Here is a 16,772-nt window from a genome sequence, read left to right as displayed (position 1 = left end):
AGGCCCGTACCGACCGCCGCGCCAGCGCCGAGCTGCGGCCCGCCGGAGATCAGCCCGTTGGCGATGCCCGGCCCGAAGATCCCGAGTGCCAGCAGCGCCAGCGCCGCCAGCACGATGGACATCGCCTCGTCGATGGTCGGCTGGTTGGCGCCGAACCCCGCGGTGAACTGCGCGAAGAGCGTCGAGCCGATGCCGATGATGACGGCGAGCACCAGCACCTTCACCCCCGACGAGACGACGTTGCCGAGCACGCGCTCGGCGAGGAAGGCGGTCTTGCCGAACAGCCCGAAGGGTACCAGCACGAAGCCCGCCAGCGTGGTGAGCTTGAACTCGATCAGCGTGACGAAGAGCTGGATCGCCAGGATGAAGAAGGACAGCAGCACGACCGCCCAGGCGAACATCAGGATCGCGATCTGGACGAAGTTCGTGAAGAACGAGATGTAGCCCATGAGGCCGGAGACGGCCTGGAGCAGCGGCCGCCCGGCATCAAGGCCGACCTGCGCGACCCGGCCCGGCTGGAGCAGCTGCTGCGCCGTGATGGTCGAGCCCGAGGCAACGAGGCCGAGCCCGGCGAAGCTGTCGAAGATGATCTGGGCGAGGAAATTCCAGTTGCCGATGATCCAGGCAAAGACACCCACGAAGAGGGTCTTCTTGATCAGGCGCGCGATGATGTCGTCGTCGGCGCCCCAGGCCCAGAAGAGCGCGGCGAGGGTTATGTCGATGACGATGAGCGTCGCGGCGAGGAAGGCGACCTCGCCGCCGAGCAGCCCGAAGCCGCTGTCGATGTAGCGGGTGAAGACATCGAGGAAGCGGTCGATGACTCCAGTGCCGTTCATGGCACGTCCCAAGGTGTGCGGAGATACGGCGCCACGACCACCCCTCAGCGGCCATGGAACATCTGCGCCGAGCCCGGCTGGTAGCCGGCCCCAGGCGCCAGGAAACGCTCCAGCTGCTCGCGCGCCTGCTCCTCGCCGCTGGCCACGCGCGCGGCCTCAAGCGCCTGGGCGCGACCGTGCGCGGCGAGGAGCGCGGTGAGGTCGGCGATCTGCTGCGACTGCAAGGCCAGAAGCTGGTTGCCCGCCTGCGCGGCCTGAAGCGCGCCGGTGGCACCCTGGCTCTGGCCGATCAGTGCCTCGATCTCGGCGCGGGTGCCGGTCAGGTTGCCGACCACGGTCGCCTGGGTCATCAGCGCGTCCTGGAAGCCGGCGACGGAGGTCTGCCAGCGCTCGCGGGCGTTGGCGAACATCTGCTGGCTGGAGCCGAGCGAGGCGGCACTGCCGTAGCCCTGGGTGAAGGCGCGCTCGATGTCGGTGACCTCGTAGGCGAGGCGCTGGGCGCGGGCGATCAGCTGCTGCGTGCGCGTGAAGGACTGCTGCAGCCGCATCAGCGAGGAGTAAGGCAGGCTCGCGAGGTTGCGCGCCTGGTTGATCAGCATCTGCGCCTCGTTCTGGAGCGAGGCGATCTGGTTGTTGATCTGGTCCAGCGCGCGGGCGGCGGAGAGGATGTTTTGCGCGTAGTTCCAGGGGTCGAAGACGGTCCACTGCGCCTGTGCGGGCGTGACCGTGACGGAGATCGGCATGCCGAGGAGGGCCGCGCCGAGCAACGCTGCGCGGAGAGGACGGCGGATCATCGGGCGGTGTCCTCCGGAGGTTCGGGCAGGAGCTCGGCGGCCCAGTCGAGGCCATGGCGCAGCAGCCAGCCGCGCGCGAAGCCGCTGCGGCCATGGGTGGCGAGGGTCTCGGCGATGGCCGCCTGGTCGGTCTTGGACGAGGCCGCGCAGAAGGCGAGCGCGACCTCCGACAGCCCCAGCTCGAAGAGCCGGTTGCCGCGGCGGGACTGGCAGTAATAGTCGCGCTTGGGTGTGGCCCGGGCGAGGATCTCCGTCTGGCGGTCATTCAGCCCGAAGCGCGCGTACATCGCCGCGATCTGCGGCTCGAGCGCGCGCTCGTTCGGCAGGAAGACCCGCGTCGGGCAGCTCTCGATGATCGCGGGCGCGATGGCGGAGCGGTCGACGTCGGCCAGCGACTGCGTCGCGAAGATCACCGCAGCGTTCTTCTTGCGGAGCGTCTTGAGCCATTCGCGCAGCTGCGCGCCGAAGGAGGCGTCGTCGAGCGCGAGCCATCCCTCGTCGACGATGATGAGCGTCGGCCGACCATCGAGGCGGCGGCCGATGGCGTGGAAGAGGTACGCCAGCACGGCGGGGGCGGCGGCGGTGCCGATCAGCCCCTCGGTCTCGAAGGCCTGCACCTCGGCCTCGCCCAGCCGCTCCGCCTCGGCGTCGAGCAATCGGCCCCAGGGGCCGGCGAGGGTGAAGGGCTCGAGCGCGCGCTTGAGCGCCTGCGACTGCAGCAGGACAGCGAGGCCGGTCAGCGTGCGCTCATGGATCGGCGCGGAGGCGAGGCTGGTGAGCGCGGACCAGAGATGGTCCTTCACCGTCGGATCGATCGGCACGCCCTCGCGGGCGAGCAGGCCGGCGATCCACTCCGCCGCCCAGGCGCGTTCCTCCGGTGCGTCGATCCGCGCGAGCGGTTGCAGCGCCACCGGTTCGGCCATGTCGCCGGCCAGCGCGCCGCCGAGGTCATGGCAGTCGCCGCCCACGGCGATCGCGGCGGCGCGGATCGAGCCGCCGAAGTCGAAGGCGAAGACCTGCGCGCCGGCGTAGCGGCGGAACTGCAGCGCCATCAGCGCCAGAAGCACCGACTTGCCCGCGCCGGTCGGGCCGATGACGAGCGTGTGGCCGACATCGCCCACATGCAGCGAGAAGCGGAACGGCGTCGATCCCTCCGTCCGCGCATGGAAGAGCGGCGGGCCGCCGAGATGCTCATTCCGCTCCGGCCCGGCCCAGACGGCCGAGATCGGCACGATGTGGGCGAGGTTCAGCGTCGAGATCGGCGGCTGCCGGACATTGGCATAAAGGTGCCCTGGCAGGCTGCCGAGCCAGGCCTCGACGGCGTTCACCCCCTCGCGGATTACCGTGAAGTCGCGCGACTGGATGACCTTCTCGACCAGGCGGAGCTTGTCGTCGGCGGCGCGGGCGTCCTCGTCCCAGACCGTGACGGTTGCCGTAACATAGGCCCAGCCGGCGACGTCCCGGCCGAGCTCCTGGAGCGCCTCGTCGGCGTCGGCGGCCTTGTTGGCGGCGTCGCTGTCGAGCAGGACGCTCTGCTCGTTGGTCATCACCTCCTTGAGGATGGCGGCGATCGACTTGCGCTTGGCGAACCACTGCCGGCGGATGCGCGTCAGCAATTTCTGCGCGTCCGTCCGGTCGAGGCAGATGGCGCGGGTGCACCAGCGATACTCGAAGGCGAGCGCGTTCAGCTCGTCGAGGATCCCGGGGAACGTTGCGCTCGGGAAGCCGATGATGGTGAGGACGCGCAGATGCGCTTCGCCGAGCAGCGGCGCGAGGCCGCCCACCAGCGGCTGGTCGGCGAGCAGTGCGTCGAGATGCATCGGCGTCTCGGGCATGCGGACCAGGTGGCGGCGGGTGGAGACCGTCGAGTGCAGGAAGGTCAGCGTCTCGGCGTCGTCAAGCCAACGCGCCTCCGGCACGAAGGCCTCGATCTGGTCGAGCACGCGGTCGGTCCGGTCGATGAAGCCGCGCAGCGCCTCCCGGCCGCTCGCGGCGTCGATGCCCTGCGTGCCCTCGTAGAGCCAGCCCTCGGCACGGGCCGCGTCATCGGCGGGCGGCAGCCAAGCGAAGGTGAGGGTGTAGCGGCTCTCGAAATGCGCGCCGGCCTCTTCGAACTGGGCGCGGCGTTCGGCGTCGACCAGGGCCGAGACCGGGTCGGGGAATGTACTGCCGGGGTATCCCCGCGCCGGGATGCGCTGCGCCTCTGCGAAGATCGCCCAGCCCGAGCCGAGCCGCCGCAGCGCGCCATTCAGCCGCGCGGCGGTAGCCGCGAGCTCGGCCGGCGTGGCGCTGTCCAAGTCGGGGCCGCGGAAGCGGGCGCTGCGCTGGAAGGAACCGTCCTTGTTGAGCACGACGCCGGGTGCCACCAGGGCGGCCCAGGGCAGGAAGTCGGCGAGCGTCTGGGGCTTCCGGCGGTATTCGGCGAGGTTCAGCATCGCCGCCTCACGCGCGCAGCCAGGCCGGATAGCGCAGATGCCGGCGCGCCACCTCGACGAACTGCGCATCCCGCCGCGCCGCCCAGACGGCGGCGAGGTGGCCGACCAGCCAGATCAGCACGCCCGCGACCCAGAGTCGCAGGCCGAGGCCAATTGCCGCGGCGAGCGTGCCGTTGGCGATGGCGACCGCGCGCGGCGCGCCGGCGAGCAGGATCGGCTCGATCAGCGCGCGATGCACCGGTGCCGAGAAGCCCGGGAAGGGATCGGCCGGCGCGGCCATCAGATCAGCGCCCCGCCGCCGAACTGGAAGAAGGACAGGAAGAAGCTCGATGCCGCGAAGGCGATCGAGATCCCGAAGACGATCTGCACCAGCCGCCGGAAGCCGCCCGAGGTGTCCCCGAAGGCCAGCGTCAGGCCCGTCACGATGATGATGATCACCGCGATGATCTTGGCGACGGGACCCTCGATGGATTCCAGCACCTGCTGCAGCGGCTGCTCCCAGGGCATGTTGGAGCCCGCGGCGTGGGCGGGCGCGGCGAGGGCGAGGCAGAGTGCGAAGGCGGCCGCGCCGGCGAGGCGCGTGCGCAGCGTGGGCGTCATGGTGTGTCTCCTGTGGGGGTGAGGTCGTAGTCGCCGGCTGCGGTCAGGCCGCGGACCTGGGCGAGCTCGACGAGGCGGCGGCCGGCGCCGCGACCGGCGAGCACGGCGATGACGTCGATTGTCTCGGCGATCAGCGCCCGCGGGACAGTGACGACGGCTTCCTGGATCAGCTGCTCGAGCCGGCGCAGCGCGCCAAGGGCGCTCCCTGCGTGGATGGTGCCGATGCCGCCGGGATGGCCGGTGCCCCAGGCCTTGAGGAGGTCGAGCGCCTCGGCGCCGCGCACCTCCCCGATGGGAATGCGGTCGGGGCGCAGGCGCAGCGCGCGGCGGACGAGTTCCGAGAGGGTGACGACGCCATCCTTGGTGCGCAGCGCGACCAGGTTCGGCGCTTGGCACTGGAGTTCGCGCGTGTCCTCGATCAGCACGACACGGCCGCCCTCGCGGGCCACCTCGGCGAGCAGGGCGTTGGTCAGCGTGGTCTTGCCGGTGGAGGTGCCGCCCGCGACCAGGATGTTGCGGCGCTCCGCGACGGCGCAGCGCAGCGCGGCGGCCTGCCCGACCGTCATGATGCCGGCGGCGACGTAGTCCTCGAGCGTGAACACCGCGACAGCAGGCTTGCGGATCGAGAAGGCGGGGGCTGCGACGACGGGTGGCAGCAGGCCTTCGAAGCGCTCACCCGTCTCGGGCAGCTCCGCCGAGACGCAGGGGCGGTCCGCATGCACCTCGGCGCCGACATGGTGCGCGACGAGGCGGATGATGCGCTCGCCATCGGGGAAGGCCAGGCGTTGGCCGGTGTCGGCGAGGCCGTTCGAGAGACGGTCGATCCAGAGACGGCCGTCGGGGTTCAGCATCACCTCGACGACGGCCGGGTCCTCCAGCCACGCCGCGATGCCGGGACCGAAGGCCGTGCGCAGCATCCGCGCGCCCCGGGCGGTCGTCTCGGCCTTGAGCGGGTGCAGCGACATGCGGTCCCCGTGGTGATGCCGCGGCGGAGGCGCCGAAGCGGGCGGGGACGATTAGAGAGCGGCAGGTAGGGGCGGGTTCAACAAGCACGACGGTCGCGTAGTGGCGTGGCGCATGACGGCAGGCGAGTGGCGACCTCAACCCGATCCAACAGCGCGTCCGGGAAGTTCGAATTCGAGCTACGGGTTTTGCGGGCGGGCGCCGGCGCACGGTGAGCATCATGGACATTCCGACGATGGCGGTGGCGATCCTGCAATGAACCGATTGACGTCACGAGCGAGGCGGCCGTTGCAGTCAGCCCACAGGTGTTGCAGAACCACGGCGAGACGGCGTGGGCCTCCGGCCGCCCCGTGCGTCAGGCCGGGGCGCGTCTCCAAGCGACAAGCCGCAAGCGTCAAGGCGCAACCGCCGCAAAGGGAGAAGCGCCAAGCGGAGACAGCCTCGCTCGACCTGTGCTTGCGTGGCATCTGGCTGCGTTGGACCCAGATGGTTCTCGACCTCGGGACGCGTTAGCGCCGGTCATCCGTCGTGCGGAAGAGGACCGCGAGGACTGGGCCCATCACGGGGGCCGTCGTCACGGGGCGAAGTTTTCGGAACCCGCACATATCCCCACGTTCCGGCGCCAGCGCCGTTCGAAAGCAGAAGCGGCATCCGCATGGCTTCGTATCGCGGTGCGTCCTTTACCTGCCGGTGCGAAGCCTGCAAACAGGCGGCATGCTCGCGCTGCCCGCCATTCCGCTCCTTGCCCTGGCCTGCGTCCCGCTGGTTGGCTGGGGGCTGCGCCGTGCCCCCGTCATGGCGCCCTGGCTCGCCGCGCTCCCGGCGGCGCTGTTCCTGCTGGTCCTCACGACCCCCGACGGGGCCATGTTCAGCCTGCCTTGGATCCCGACGCTCGGCGTAGAGCTCGCTTTCCGCCTCGACGGCCTGTCGCGCCTTTTCGCGCTGCTGATCGCCGGCATCGGTGCCGGCGTGTTCCTCTACGCTGCCGCCTATCTTGAAGGGCACCCGCTGCTGCACCGCTTCCTCGCGGTGCTCACGCTGTTCATGGCGGCGATGCTGGGCGCGGTTCTGGCCGACGACCTGCTGCTGCTGTTCGCCTTCTGGGAACTCACCAGCCTCGCCTCCTTCATGCTGATCGGCTTCGACGCCCATCGCGCCGAGGCGCGCCGTGCCGCGCAGCAGGGGCTGATGGTGACGGTGGCCGGCGGCCTCGCCATGCTCGCAGGGCTCCTGCTGCTGGGGGATGCCGCCGGCACCTTCCGCATTTCCGCCATCCTGGCGCAGGGCAGCACCCTCGCCGCACATCCGGCGGCGCCCTGGATCGTGGTGCTGATCGCAATCGGTTGCTTCGCCAAGAGCGCGCAGTGGCCGCTGCATTTCTGGCTGCCCAACGCCATGGTCGCACCCTCGCCGGTCTCGGCCTATCTGCATTCGGCCACCATGGTGAAGCTCGGGGTCTATCTGCTGGCGCGGCTGAATCCCGCCTTCGAGGCGCTGGCGCTGTGGCAGGGGCTGCTCATCGGCGTCGGCACCGCCACCATGCTGGCGGGCGCGGTGCTGGCGCTGCGCGAGCGCGACCTCAAGCGCAAGCTCGCCTGGTCCACTGTGGTGGCGCTCGGCACGCTGGTCGCGTTAATCGGCATCGAGGACCCGCTCGCCGCGACCGCCGCGGTCGTCTTCCTGCTGGTCCATGCGCTTTACAAGGCGAGTCTTTTCCTGATCGCCGGCATCGTGGACAAGAAGGCCGGCACGCGGGACGCGATGCAGCTGCGCGGCCTGGGCCGCCGCATGCCCATCACCGCGGCCGCGGCGCTGCTGGCGGGGCTCTCCATGGCGGGTGCGCCGGGCTTCATCGGCGCCTTCGCAAAGGACCTGCTGTTCACCGTGCAGCTCGGCGTGCCGAGGCTGCTGCCGGCGGTCGCGCTGCTGGTGAACGCGGCGATGGTGGTGGTGGCGGGCGTGGTGGCGGCCCGGCCATTCATGGGCAAGCCGATGGAAACCGGGGGCGTCGCGAAGGACCCGGCGGTTGCGCTGCTTGTGGCGCCGATCGTTCTGGCAACGCTCGGGCTCGTGTTCGGCATGGCGCCGCACCTCATCTCAGCCGCCATCATCGAGCCTGCGGCCGGCGCCATCCTCGGCCGGCCGACGGGCATCGCACTCGGCGAGAAACAGGGCGGCACGGTGGTGATGACCATGTCCTTCGCCGCGCTCGGCCTCGGCCTGCTGATGTTCCTGGGCTGGCGGCGCCTGCAGCCCACGCTGGCTGGCCAGACCTGGCTCGACACCTACGGTCCGGACGCCGGCTATGGCCGCGCGATGCGCGCCGTCTCGGCCGTCGCCGTGGCGCTCACGCGCCGGGTGCAGGGCGGCAGCCTGCGCGGCTACCTGGCGGCGAACCTCGCATTGGTCTTCGCCGGCGCGGCGCTGGTTCTGGTGGCTCGCGGGGGGCTCGCGCTGCCGCTGCCCGGTCCGTGGGCCGGGCCGGCACAACTCGCGCTCGCGGCCGTCATCCTCGCCGGCGCGCTGGCCGCCTGCCGGCTGCGTGCGCTGTTCGGCCAGGTGATGGCGGCAGCACTCGTCGGTTTCGGCGTCGGCATCCTGTTCCTGACGCTGGGCGCGGCCGACCTCGCCTTCACCCAGTTCACCGTCGAGATCCTGGCCATCGTGCTGCTGGTCGCGATTCTGGCGCGGCTGCCCTTCCACGCGCCGGACGCGCGGCGCGCGCCGGAGCGCCGGCGCGACGCGCTGCTCGCCGCCGGCGTGGGCGCGGCCGGCACCGCCATCCTGCTCGCAGTGCTGTCGGTGCCCTTCGACCCCTTCATCACCGAATGGATGGGTAAGGCCGCCGTGCCGGAGGCGAAAGGCCGCAACGTCGTCAATGTCATCATCGTGGATTTCCGGGCGCTCGATACGCTGGGCGAGATCGCGGTGCTGCTGATCGCAGCACTTGCCGCCACGGTGCTGCTGCGCCGGACCGGGAAGCCGGGCTGATGCTGGACAGCCTGATCCTGCGCGCCTCGGCGCGCTACGTGCTGTGGGCCTGCGTCGCGCTGTCGGTCTTCGTGCTGCTGCGCGGCCACAACGAGCCGGGCGGCGGGTTCATCGGCGGGCTGATCGGCGCGCTCGGCTTCGTCTTCCACGCCCTGGCGCGGGGCCCCCCGGCGACGCGGCGCGTGCTGCGGCTCGACCCGCTGGCCTGGGGCGGCATCGGGCTGCTGCTGGCCGCCGGCTCCGGCCTGCCGGCGCTGCTGCTGCACGCCGAACCGCTGCTGACGCACCAGTGGATGGAGGGCCTGCCGATCGGCACCGCGATCCCCTTCGACATCGGCGTCTATCTCGTGGTGCTGGGCTTCGCGCTGGCCTTCGTGCTGCCCTTCCTGGGCGAGGACGCGGCATGAAGGCGGCACGGTTCGCACGGGCGGGGCGGCTCTAAGATGGAAACGCTGCTCGCCCTGCTGTTCGGCCTGCTGCTGGCCGCCGCCTGCTACATGCTGCTGGCGCGCTCGCTGCCGCGCGTGATCCTCGGGCTGATGCTGCTCGGCAACGCCGCGAACCTGTCGATCATCGCCGCCGGGCGCGTGGCCGGCACGGCGCCGCCGCTGGTCGAGCGCGGCGCCCAGGCGCTCGCCGCCGGCGCCTCCAACCCGCTGCCCCAGGCGCTGGTGCTCACCGCCATCGTGATCTCATTCGCCCTCACGGCCTTCGTCATGGTGCTGGCCTGGGCAACCTGGCGGGCCGAGGGCACGCTCGACCCCGAGACGCTGCGCCGCGCCGAACCGCCGGCGCTGCCCAGCACCGACAAGGAGGCCGCCGCCGAGGCGGAGGCGCGGCCATGATCGCCTCGCGCGCCGACTGGCTGCTGGCGCTGCCGGTGCTGGTCCCGCTGATCGCCTGCGCGCTGTCCGCGGCGCTGCGCGGGCGGGCGCGCGCGCAGCGCCTGGTCACCGGCAGCGCCGCCGCCGCGATGCTGCTGGCCGCCGGCGCGCTGGTCGCAGAGGTGGTCCGCCGCGGCGTGATCGCGACCCAGATGGGCGACTGGGCGGCGCCCTTCGGCATCACGCTGGTGGCCGACCTGTTCTCCTCCGCGATGGTCGCCATCACCGCGCTGATCTATGCCGTGACCGCCGTCCAGGCCCATGCCGACCCTGGCGTGCGCGCCGAGGAAGGGCTGTGGCACCCGCTGCTCGCGGCGCTGGTGCTCGGCGTGGCGGGCGCCTTCCTGGCCGGCGACCTGTTCAACCTCTATGTCTGGTTCGAGGTGATGCTGATCGCCTCCTTCGGCCTGCTCGTGCTGGGCGGCGGGCGCGCGCAGCTCGACGCGGCGGTGAAATACGCGGTGCTGAACCTGGTGGCGACGACGGTGTTCCTGATCGCCGTCGGCCTCGCCTATGGCCTCACCGGCACGCTCAACCTCGCCGACATGGCGCGGCGGATGCCCGAGGTGCCGAACCAGGGCGCGGCGGCGGCGGTGGCCTTCCTGCTGCTCGCCGCCTTCGGCGCCAAGGCGGCGGTGTTCCCGCTGTTCTTCTGGCTGCCGGCCTCCTACCACACGGCGGCCGCACCGGTCGCGGCCATCTTCGCCGGGCTGCTCACCAAGGTCGGTGTCTATGCGATGATCCGCGCGGTCACGCTAGTCTTCCCGGCGGGGCAGGACTGGATGGCGCCGCTGCTCTGGGCGGTGGCGGCCGGCACCATGGTGGTGGGCGTGCTGGGCGCGGCGGCGCACTGGGATCTCCGGCGCATCCTGTCCTTCCACATCATCAGCCAGATCGGCTACATGATCGTGGGCCTGGCGGTGGCCACGCCCTTCGCGGTCGCCGGCGCGGTGTTCTACATCATCCACCACATCATCGTGAAGGCGAACCTGTTCCTGGTGGCGGGCGCGATCCGCCGCGCCGGCGGCAGCTTCTCGCTGGCTGCGCTCGGCGGGCTGTGGCGGCGCGACCCCTGGCTCGGCATCCTGTTCGCGATCCCGGCCCTGTCGCTCGCCGGGCTGCCGCCGCTGTCGGGCTTCTGGGCCAAGTTCATGGTGGTGAAGTCGGGCTTCGACGCGGGCTGGTACGTGCTCGCCGCGGTGGCGCTCGGCACCGGCATCCTCACCCTCTACTCGATGCTCAAGATCTGGATCGAGGCGTTCTGGAAGGAGCCGCCGGCGGGCGCCGCGGTGGTCGCGCTGGCCGGGCGCGAGCGCTGGCTGCTGCTCGGCCCCGTCGCCGTGCTGGCGCTGGTCACCCTCGGCATCGGGCTGTGGGCCGAGCCCTTCGCCGCCTATGCGCTGGCTGCCGGCGAACAGCTCACGAACCGCGAGGCCTATAATCGCCGCCGTGCTCGGAGCCCGCCCGTGAGCCGGCCGCGCCCCTGGAACCTCCTCGCCTGGCTGTGGCTCGCGGCGCTGTTCCTGCGCGAATTGCTGCTCTCGGCCGCCGCGGTGATGCGCGCCACGCTCTCGCCGCGGCTCGAACTGCGGCCGGGGATCGTCGCGGTGCCGCTCCGGCTGCGCTCGGCGGCCGGCGTCACGCTGCTCGCCCACATGGTGACGCTCACCCCCGGCACCACGGCGCTGCATGTCTCGCGCGACCGCAAGGTGATGTATGTCCACGCGATGGACGCGGCCGACCCCGACGCGGTGCGGGCCTCCATCGCCGAGCGGCTGGAGGCGCCGGCGATGCGCGTGCTGCCATGACCCTGATGGGCGCGGCCCTCGCGCTCTCGGCGCTGCTGCTCGCCGCCGCGGTGGCGCTCACCGGCTGGCGGATGCTGCGCGGCCCGGGCATCGCCGACCGCGCGGTGGCGATGGACCTGCTCGGCCTGCTCGCGGTCGGCGTCACCACGCTGGCGGCGGTGGCCGGCGGGCATCTCGCGCTGCTCGACATCGCGCTCGGCCTCGGGCTGGTGGGCTTCGTCGGCGCCGTCGGCGTCGCCGCCTTCATCACCCGCGCCTCGCGCCCGCCGGAGGCGCGCGATGACTGAGATCCTGGCCGCCCTGCTGCTGGTGCTCGGCGCCGCCATCGCGCTGATCGCGGCGATCGGCGTGGCGCGCCTGCCCGATGCCTTCCTGCGGATGCACGCCGCCACCAAGGCGGGCGTGGTGGGCGCCGGGCTGATGCTGGCCGGCGCCGGGCTCGCCTTCGGCGGCGCCGATGCCTGGCTGCGCGTCGGCCTGATCGTGCTGTTCCTGCTGGTGACGGTGCCGATCTCCTCGCATGCGCTGGGGCGTGCGGCCTATATCGGCGGCGCGCCGCTGTGGCCCGGCAGCGCCGATGCGCTGGCCGGCGTGCTGCCGCGCCAGTCCATCGACGAGGACGGCGGCTTGCCCATCCTGGCGAAGCACGCCGCCGCCATGCCCGCGCCGGCCATCGAGGCCATGCCGACCCCGCCTGGGGGCCTCGCGCGCCCCGCATCCACGGGCGGGAAAAGCGGCACGCCATCCTGACCGGCCCGTGCCGCAGCGGCATCCCGCCCCTCGACAGATGCCGCTCTCCTCGAGTATCCCTCGAGGGGCCGCTTTGCCCGGCAGAGCCCGCGCGAAAGGTCTCCGGCTGTTAGGTGCTCGATGGCGCTCCGCGGCGCCATCCGGCCCCGCTCGCCCGCGTGCCGACGCCGACCGGGGGCGCTGCCGCGCGCGATCAGAACCGCACGATCATGTCCACCCAAGCGTCAGGGAGTGCCGCGGTCACCACGGCCTCGATCCGCTTGTCGAGGCCGGTGAGCACCAGCACCCCGAATAGCGCGAGCGCACCACCCAGCACCGGGCGGATTGCCCCGCCCGCGCCGCCCAGCCGGCGCCTCAGCGCCGGCACCGATCCGCGTGCCGCATAGCCCAGCGCGACCAGCGGCAGCGCGGCGCCGATCGCGAAGGCGAGCATCGTCGCCGCCGCCTGCGGCGCCGTCGCGGCCTGCGCCGAGAGCGCGACCGCGGCGCCCAGCGCCGGCCCGGTGCAGGGCGCCCAGGCCAGGCCGAGCACGGCGCCGAGCGCGAACTGCCTGCCGATGCCGCGCGCCGACATCCGCGCGGCATGGGCGGTGATGGGCCGCAGCGCGTGCTCCGCCGCCGCCGACAGCCGGGCCGCCACCGACGACATCAGCAGCGCCGCCCCGGCCAGCAGCATCAGCACGGCGGCGCCGACGCGCAGCACCTCGCCCTCCAGCCCGAGCGCGAAGCCGGCGAGGCCGAGCAGCATCCCCGCACCCGCAAAACTCAGCGCGAGGCCACCGGCCAGCGCCAGCGGCCCGAGGCGATGCTCGGCGCCGGCCGCCGCCAGCACGATCGGCAGGATCGGCAGCACGCAGGGAGAGAGGCTGGCGAGCATCCCCGCCAGCCCCGCCAGCAGCAGCGAGACCATCGGCGCGCTACAGCGCGCGCAGCAGCAGGTCGCGAATGGCCGCGCCATCGGTGATGCCGGTCGCGCGCCCGCGCTCCTCGCGCCCGCGCAGCGCGATCAGGGTGGACTGGCTGCGCACGTTCAGCCGACGCAGTGCGTCCTTCTGGCTGTCGAAGCCGATCGAGAGCAGCACCGCCTCGCGCATGCGCGGATCGGCGGCGACGGCGTCCACATGCGGCTTCTGCGCGCGGCAGGTCGGGCACCAGGGGGCGGTCACCTCGATCAGGATCGGGCGCCCGGCCTCCTGCGCCGCAGCGAAGGCCGCATCGGTGAAGGGCTGGCGCTCCGCGGCGCGCGCCGGCGCGGCAGCGAACAGCGGCAGGGCGGCGAGAGTGGCGAGGGTGAGACGGCGCAGCATGGGGTTCTCCGGTGGATCGGGTTCCCGTGGCGTTCGTCGGGCGGCCAGTGGCGGTTACGCCCCGGCCTGCACGCTCGCCAAAACAGGAACGCAGGCGGTCGGCGGGGCCACTCGCCTCCCGGCGGCTCGCGTGCGAAACAGCTCCCCGCGGGTGACTCGAGCGGGCGAACCGGTTCAGACTCCGCTAGCCTGATCTTTCCGCCGCCTGGCGGGCGCCACCTGCACACTTAGGACCACTCATGCATGACGCTCTTCTGATCGTAGGCGGCCTTGTCCTGCTGGTGGTGGGCGGGGAGCTGTTCGTGCGCGGCGCTGTGCAGATCGCCGAAAGAATGGGCATCTCGCCGCTGCTGATCGGCCTCACCCTGGTCGGCTTCGGCACCTCGACGCCCGAGCTGGTGACCAGCGTGAAGGCCTCGCTGGCCGGCTCGCCGGGGATCGCGGTGGGCAACATAGTCGGCTCCAACATCGCCAACATCCTGGTGATCCTGGGCATCGCCGCGCTGATCACGCCGATCGCCGTCGGGCGCGGGGCGCTGCGCCGCGACGGCACGATCGGCGCGGCGGTGGCGCTGGCCTTCGCCGGCGTCGGCGTCTTCGGCATGCTCGACCGCGCCGTGGGCACGCTGTTCCTGGCCGGGCTGGTCGCCTACATCGCCTACGCTTGGCGCGCGGAGAGCCGCGGCGAACCAGACCACACCGCCGCCTACGAGAAGGCTGTCGCCTTCGAGGATGTCCACCGGAGCGGCGTGCACGCGACCAACGCCTCGGCACCGGGAGCTGGGTGGAAGGGGGTTGCGGTCTCGGCCGGCTTCGCCTTCGGCGGGCTCGCGTTGGTGGTGCTCGGCGGCGGCCTGCTTGTGGACGGCGCGGTTGCGCTCGCGCGCGGGCTCGGCGTGTCGGAGACGGTGATCGGGCTGACCATCGTCGCGATCGGCACCTCGCTGCCCGAACTGGTGACCTCGGTGATCGCCGCGCTGCGCCGCCACGCCGATGTGGCGCTGGGCAACGTGCTCGGCTCCAACATCTACAACATCCTCGGCATCGGCGGGGCGACGGCGCTGATCGCGCCCACGCCCATACCCGCGGCGATCGTCGCCTACGATGGCTGGGTGATGCTCGGCGTGTCCTTGCTGCTGCTGCTGGTGGCGCGGACCGGTTGGCGGATCGGCCGCCGGGAGGGCGCGGGGCTGCTCGCGCTCTACGCGTTGTATGTCTGGTCGATCTGGCCGGCGGCGTGACGTGGGCCGCGCTCAGAACGCGCCGAACCGCCCGGCGAGGACGAGCACGACCACCAGCGCCAGGATCGGCCCGGCGCAGGCGACGGCGAAGATGTCGGCATAGGCTTCGCGGTGGGTCAGCCGGCAGATCGCCAGCAGCGTGACCACCGCGCCGCTGTGCGGCAGCGCATCGAGCCCGCCGGTGGCGATGGCGGTCACCCGGTGCAGCACTTCCGGCGCGATGCCGGCGGCGAGCCCGCGCGCGAGATAGGTCTCGCCCATGGTGCCGAGCGCGATGCTCATCCCGCCCGAGGCGGAGCCGGTGATGCCGGCCAGGATGTTCACCGCGATCGAGAGCGAGATCAGCGGATTGCCCGGCGCGATGCCGAGCACCGCGTCGCGCACCAGCCCGAAGGCCGGCAGCGAGGCGACCACGGCGCCGAAACCCACCAGCACCGCCGTATTGAGCGCCGGGATCGCCGCGGCGTTGGCGCCGGCGCCAAGGGTCTCGGTCAGCCGCGGCAGGCGGCGGAGATTGGCCAGCACGGTCAGCACGATGGTGGCGGCGAGCGCGAGCAGGATCGCCCAATACCCGATCAGGTTCGCCGGATCCGTCGCGCCCAGGCGCGGATCGGCCGGCTGCCCGGCCAGCAGGGCGGGCAGGACCAGGCCGGCGAAGACGCCGTTCAACGCGACCACCAGCAGGATCGGCGCAGCGGCCAGTGCCAGCGGCGGCGCCGGTGCGGCAGGCGCGCCATCGCGCAGCGCCTCGGCGATGTCGAAGCCCTCGCCCTGCGCCATCTCGCGCAGCCGCGCCGGCGCGGGCGGCGGCGGCTCCGGCGCATCGGCGGCGAAGCGGCCGCGCCGCGCCCGCCACAGCAGCCAGGCGAGGCCGAAGCCCAGCATCACCGCGCCGCCGATCAGCCCGAGCCCGGGGGCGGCGAAGGCGGTGGTGCCGAAGAACGGCATCGGGATGGCGTTCTGGATCGCCGGCGTGCCGGGCAGCGCCGTCATGGTGAAGGTGAAGGCGCCGAGCGCGATGGTCGCCGGAATCAGCGCGCGCGGCAGGCGGGCGCGGGCGAACAGCTCCGCGGCCAGCGGCTGCACCGCGAAGGCGACGACGAACAGCGACACCCCGCCATAGGTCAGCGCCGCGCAGGCCAGCACCACCGCCGGGATGGCGTTGGCCGGGCCGAGCCGCGCCGCCAGCGCCGCGGCCAGGGCGCGCGCCGCGCCGGTCTCCTCCATCAGCTTGCCGAAGATGGCGCCGAGCACGAACAGCGCGAGGAACTGCGCGAGGAAGCCGCCGAGCGCGGGCATCATGACATGGGTGAGCGAGGCCAGCGCCGGCGCGCCCGCCGCCAGCACCGCGGCCAGGGCGGCGAGCGGGGCGGCGACCAGCACGCTGACCCCGCGATAGGCGAGCAGGATCAGCAGCGCCAGCGCGGCGAGGATGCCGAGGATGCCGCTCAAGGCAGCATTCCGGCGTCGGGCGGGACGGCCAGCGTGGCGCGCCGGCCGAGATCGGCGCGGTGGCGCGCGAGCCAGGCGCCGGCGGCATCGAAGCCCTGCTGGTGCAGGCACTGCAGATAGGACCACTCGGGCAGGCGCGCCCTGTCGCCGGGCGCGAAGACGCTTTCGTCGGCGCTGATCCGGTGCAGCCGCAGCGAGCCGAGCCGGTTGAACAGCGGCTCGGCGCCGGCACCCGCCCCGCCGCCCTCTGCCAGCGCGCGCTGGAGCGCGGCGATCGCCCGCAGTTCGTTCACCAGGCTCGCGTTGAAGACGATCTCGTTCAGCCGCTCCGCGGTCGCGGCGGCGCCGCGCGGCGCCTCGCGCCGTTCCTGCGGGGTGAGCTGGACGATCAGCAGGTCGCTCGCGTCGGCTTCGGCGATCAGCGGCGCCAGCGGCGGATTGGCCAGGTAGCCGCCATCCCAGTAGGCGCGGCCGTCGATCTCGACGGCGCGGAACAGATGCGGCAGGCAGGCCGAGGCCAGCACAGCCTCGGGCGTCAGGTCGGCGTTGCGGAAGACACGCAAGGCGCCGGTCGCGACGTCGGTCGCCGAGAGGAACAGCCGCGGCGCGTCGGCGGCGCGCAGGCGCTCGAAATCCACCGCCTCGGCCAGCAGGCGGCGCAGCGGGTTGAGATTCTGGCCCAGTGCCGTGCCGCCGCCGAGCCCGCCGATC

17 protein-coding genes are annotated in these 16,772 nt (G+C 72.6%); 7 read left to right on the top strand and 10 right to left on the bottom strand.

Annotated features, from left to right (window positions below; all coding sequences use genetic code 11):
• The 6 genes from trbL to trbB all read right to left on the bottom strand — a co-directional run.
• On the bottom strand, positions 1-836 hold an 836-nt coding region (gene trbL, locus Q8S40_RS12350; protein WP_305670644.1), incomplete at its 3' end, for a P-type conjugative transfer protein TrbL.
• Positions 837-880: 44 nt separating this feature from the next.
• On the bottom strand, positions 881-1,630 hold the full coding sequence (trbJ, locus tag Q8S40_RS12345; RefSeq protein WP_305670643.1) for a P-type conjugative transfer protein TrbJ: 750 nt from the start codon (positions 1,628-1,630) through the stop codon (positions 881-883).
• Positions 1,627-4,065 carry a conjugal transfer protein TrbE gene (gene trbE, locus Q8S40_RS12340; protein WP_305670642.1) on the bottom strand — a complete coding sequence of 813 codons (2,439 nt, stop codon included), beginning with the start codon at positions 4,063-4,065 and terminating at the stop codon, positions 1,627-1,629. Before trbE ends, trbJ begins: the two co-directional genes overlap by 4 nt.
• A gap of 7 nt (positions 4,066-4,072) precedes the next feature.
• Complete coding sequence (locus tag Q8S40_RS12335; protein ID WP_305670641.1) at positions 4,073-4,345, bottom strand: VirB3 family type IV secretion system protein; 273 nt, start codon at positions 4,343-4,345, stop codon at positions 4,073-4,075.
• On the bottom strand, positions 4,345-4,665 hold the full coding sequence (locus tag Q8S40_RS12330) for a TrbC/VirB2 family protein (RefSeq protein ID WP_305670640.1): 321 nt from the start codon (positions 4,663-4,665) through the stop codon (positions 4,345-4,347). Before Q8S40_RS12330 ends, Q8S40_RS12335 begins: the two co-directional genes overlap by 1 nt.
• The gene (trbB, locus tag Q8S40_RS12325; protein WP_305670639.1) at positions 4,662-5,630 is read right to left on the bottom strand and encodes a P-type conjugative transfer ATPase TrbB; all 969 of its coding nucleotides are present in this window, start codon (positions 5,628-5,630) and stop codon (positions 4,662-4,664) included. The genes Q8S40_RS12330 and trbB overlap by 4 nt, the downstream gene beginning before the upstream one ends.
• A 712-nt stretch (positions 5,631-6,342) precedes the next feature.
• Here trbB and mbhE point away from each other — a divergent pair.
• The 6 genes from mbhE to mnhG are packed head-to-tail and all read left to right on the top strand — an operon-like array spanning position 6,343 to position 12,061.
• Positions 6,343-8,619 carry a hydrogen gas-evolving membrane-bound hydrogenase subunit E gene (gene mbhE, locus Q8S40_RS12320; protein ID WP_305670638.1) on the top strand — a complete coding sequence of 759 codons (2,277 nt, stop codon included), beginning with the start codon at positions 6,343-6,345 and terminating at the stop codon, positions 8,617-8,619.
• Positions 8,619-9,026: an MnhB domain-containing protein gene (locus Q8S40_RS12315; protein WP_305670637.1), complete on the top strand. Its 408-nt coding sequence runs from the start codon at positions 8,619-8,621 to the stop codon at positions 9,024-9,026. The genes mbhE and Q8S40_RS12315 overlap by 1 nt, the downstream gene beginning before the upstream one ends.
• Before the next feature lie 36 nt (positions 9,027-9,062).
• On the top strand, positions 9,063-9,464 hold the full coding sequence (locus Q8S40_RS12310) for a sodium:proton antiporter (protein ID WP_305670636.1): 402 nt from the start codon (positions 9,063-9,065) through the stop codon (positions 9,462-9,464).
• On the top strand, positions 9,461-11,311 hold the full coding sequence (locus Q8S40_RS12305) for a proton-conducting transporter membrane subunit (protein ID WP_305670635.1): 1,851 nt from the start codon (positions 9,461-9,463) through the stop codon (positions 11,309-11,311). Before Q8S40_RS12310 ends, Q8S40_RS12305 begins: the two co-directional genes overlap by 4 nt.
• Before the next feature lie 5 nt (positions 11,312-11,316).
• Positions 11,317-11,598: a monovalent cation/H+ antiporter complex subunit F gene (locus tag Q8S40_RS12300; protein WP_305670634.1), complete on the top strand. Its 282-nt coding sequence runs from the start codon at positions 11,317-11,319 to the stop codon at positions 11,596-11,598.
• On the top strand, positions 11,591-12,061 hold the full coding sequence (mnhG, locus tag Q8S40_RS12295) for a monovalent cation/H(+) antiporter subunit G (protein WP_305670633.1): 471 nt from the start codon (positions 11,591-11,593) through the stop codon (positions 12,059-12,061). Before Q8S40_RS12300 ends, mnhG begins: the two co-directional genes overlap by 8 nt.
• Positions 12,062-12,254: 193 nt before the next feature.
• On the opposite strand, the gene Q8S40_RS12290 is transcribed toward mnhG, so the two are convergent.
• Both Q8S40_RS12290 and Q8S40_RS12285 read right to left on the bottom strand, forming a co-directional pair.
• Complete coding sequence (locus Q8S40_RS12290; RefSeq protein ID WP_305670632.1) at positions 12,255-12,971, bottom strand: cytochrome c biogenesis CcdA family protein; 717 nt, start codon at positions 12,969-12,971, stop codon at positions 12,255-12,257.
• Between the two features lie 7 nt (positions 12,972-12,978).
• Positions 12,979-13,368 (bottom strand): thioredoxin family protein, encoded by a 390-nt coding sequence (locus Q8S40_RS12285; RefSeq protein ID WP_305670631.1) that lies wholly within the window; start codon positions 13,366-13,368, stop codon positions 12,979-12,981.
• Positions 13,369-13,607: 239 nt separating this feature from the next.
• On the opposite strand from Q8S40_RS12285, the gene Q8S40_RS12280 reads away from it, so the two are divergent.
• Entirely contained in the window at positions 13,608-14,609 is a 1,002-nt protein-coding gene (locus tag Q8S40_RS12280) for a calcium/sodium antiporter (protein WP_305670630.1), read from the top strand.
• 12 nt (positions 14,610-14,621) lie between these two features.
• Here Q8S40_RS12280 and Q8S40_RS12275 read toward each other — a convergent pair whose 3' ends face one another.
• Both Q8S40_RS12275 and Q8S40_RS12270 read right to left on the bottom strand, forming a co-directional pair.
• The gene (locus Q8S40_RS12275; RefSeq protein ID WP_305670629.1) at positions 14,622-16,061 is read right to left on the bottom strand and encodes a GntP family permease; all 1,440 of its coding nucleotides are present in this window, start codon (positions 16,059-16,061) and stop codon (positions 14,622-14,624) included.
• Positions 16,058-16,772: patatin-like phospholipase family protein (locus tag Q8S40_RS12270; protein WP_305670628.1), on the bottom strand; the 715-nt coding region annotated here is incomplete at its 5' end. The genes Q8S40_RS12275 and Q8S40_RS12270, both read right to left, overlap by 4 nt.

The sequence above is a fragment of the Falsiroseomonas sp. genome (assembly GCF_030695085.1).
Taxonomy (GTDB): domain Bacteria; phylum Pseudomonadota; class Alphaproteobacteria; order Acetobacterales; family Acetobacteraceae; genus Falsiroseomonas.
The sequence above is the reverse complement of the archived record's forward strand: the minus strand, read 5'-3'. Positions and strand labels throughout refer to the sequence as shown.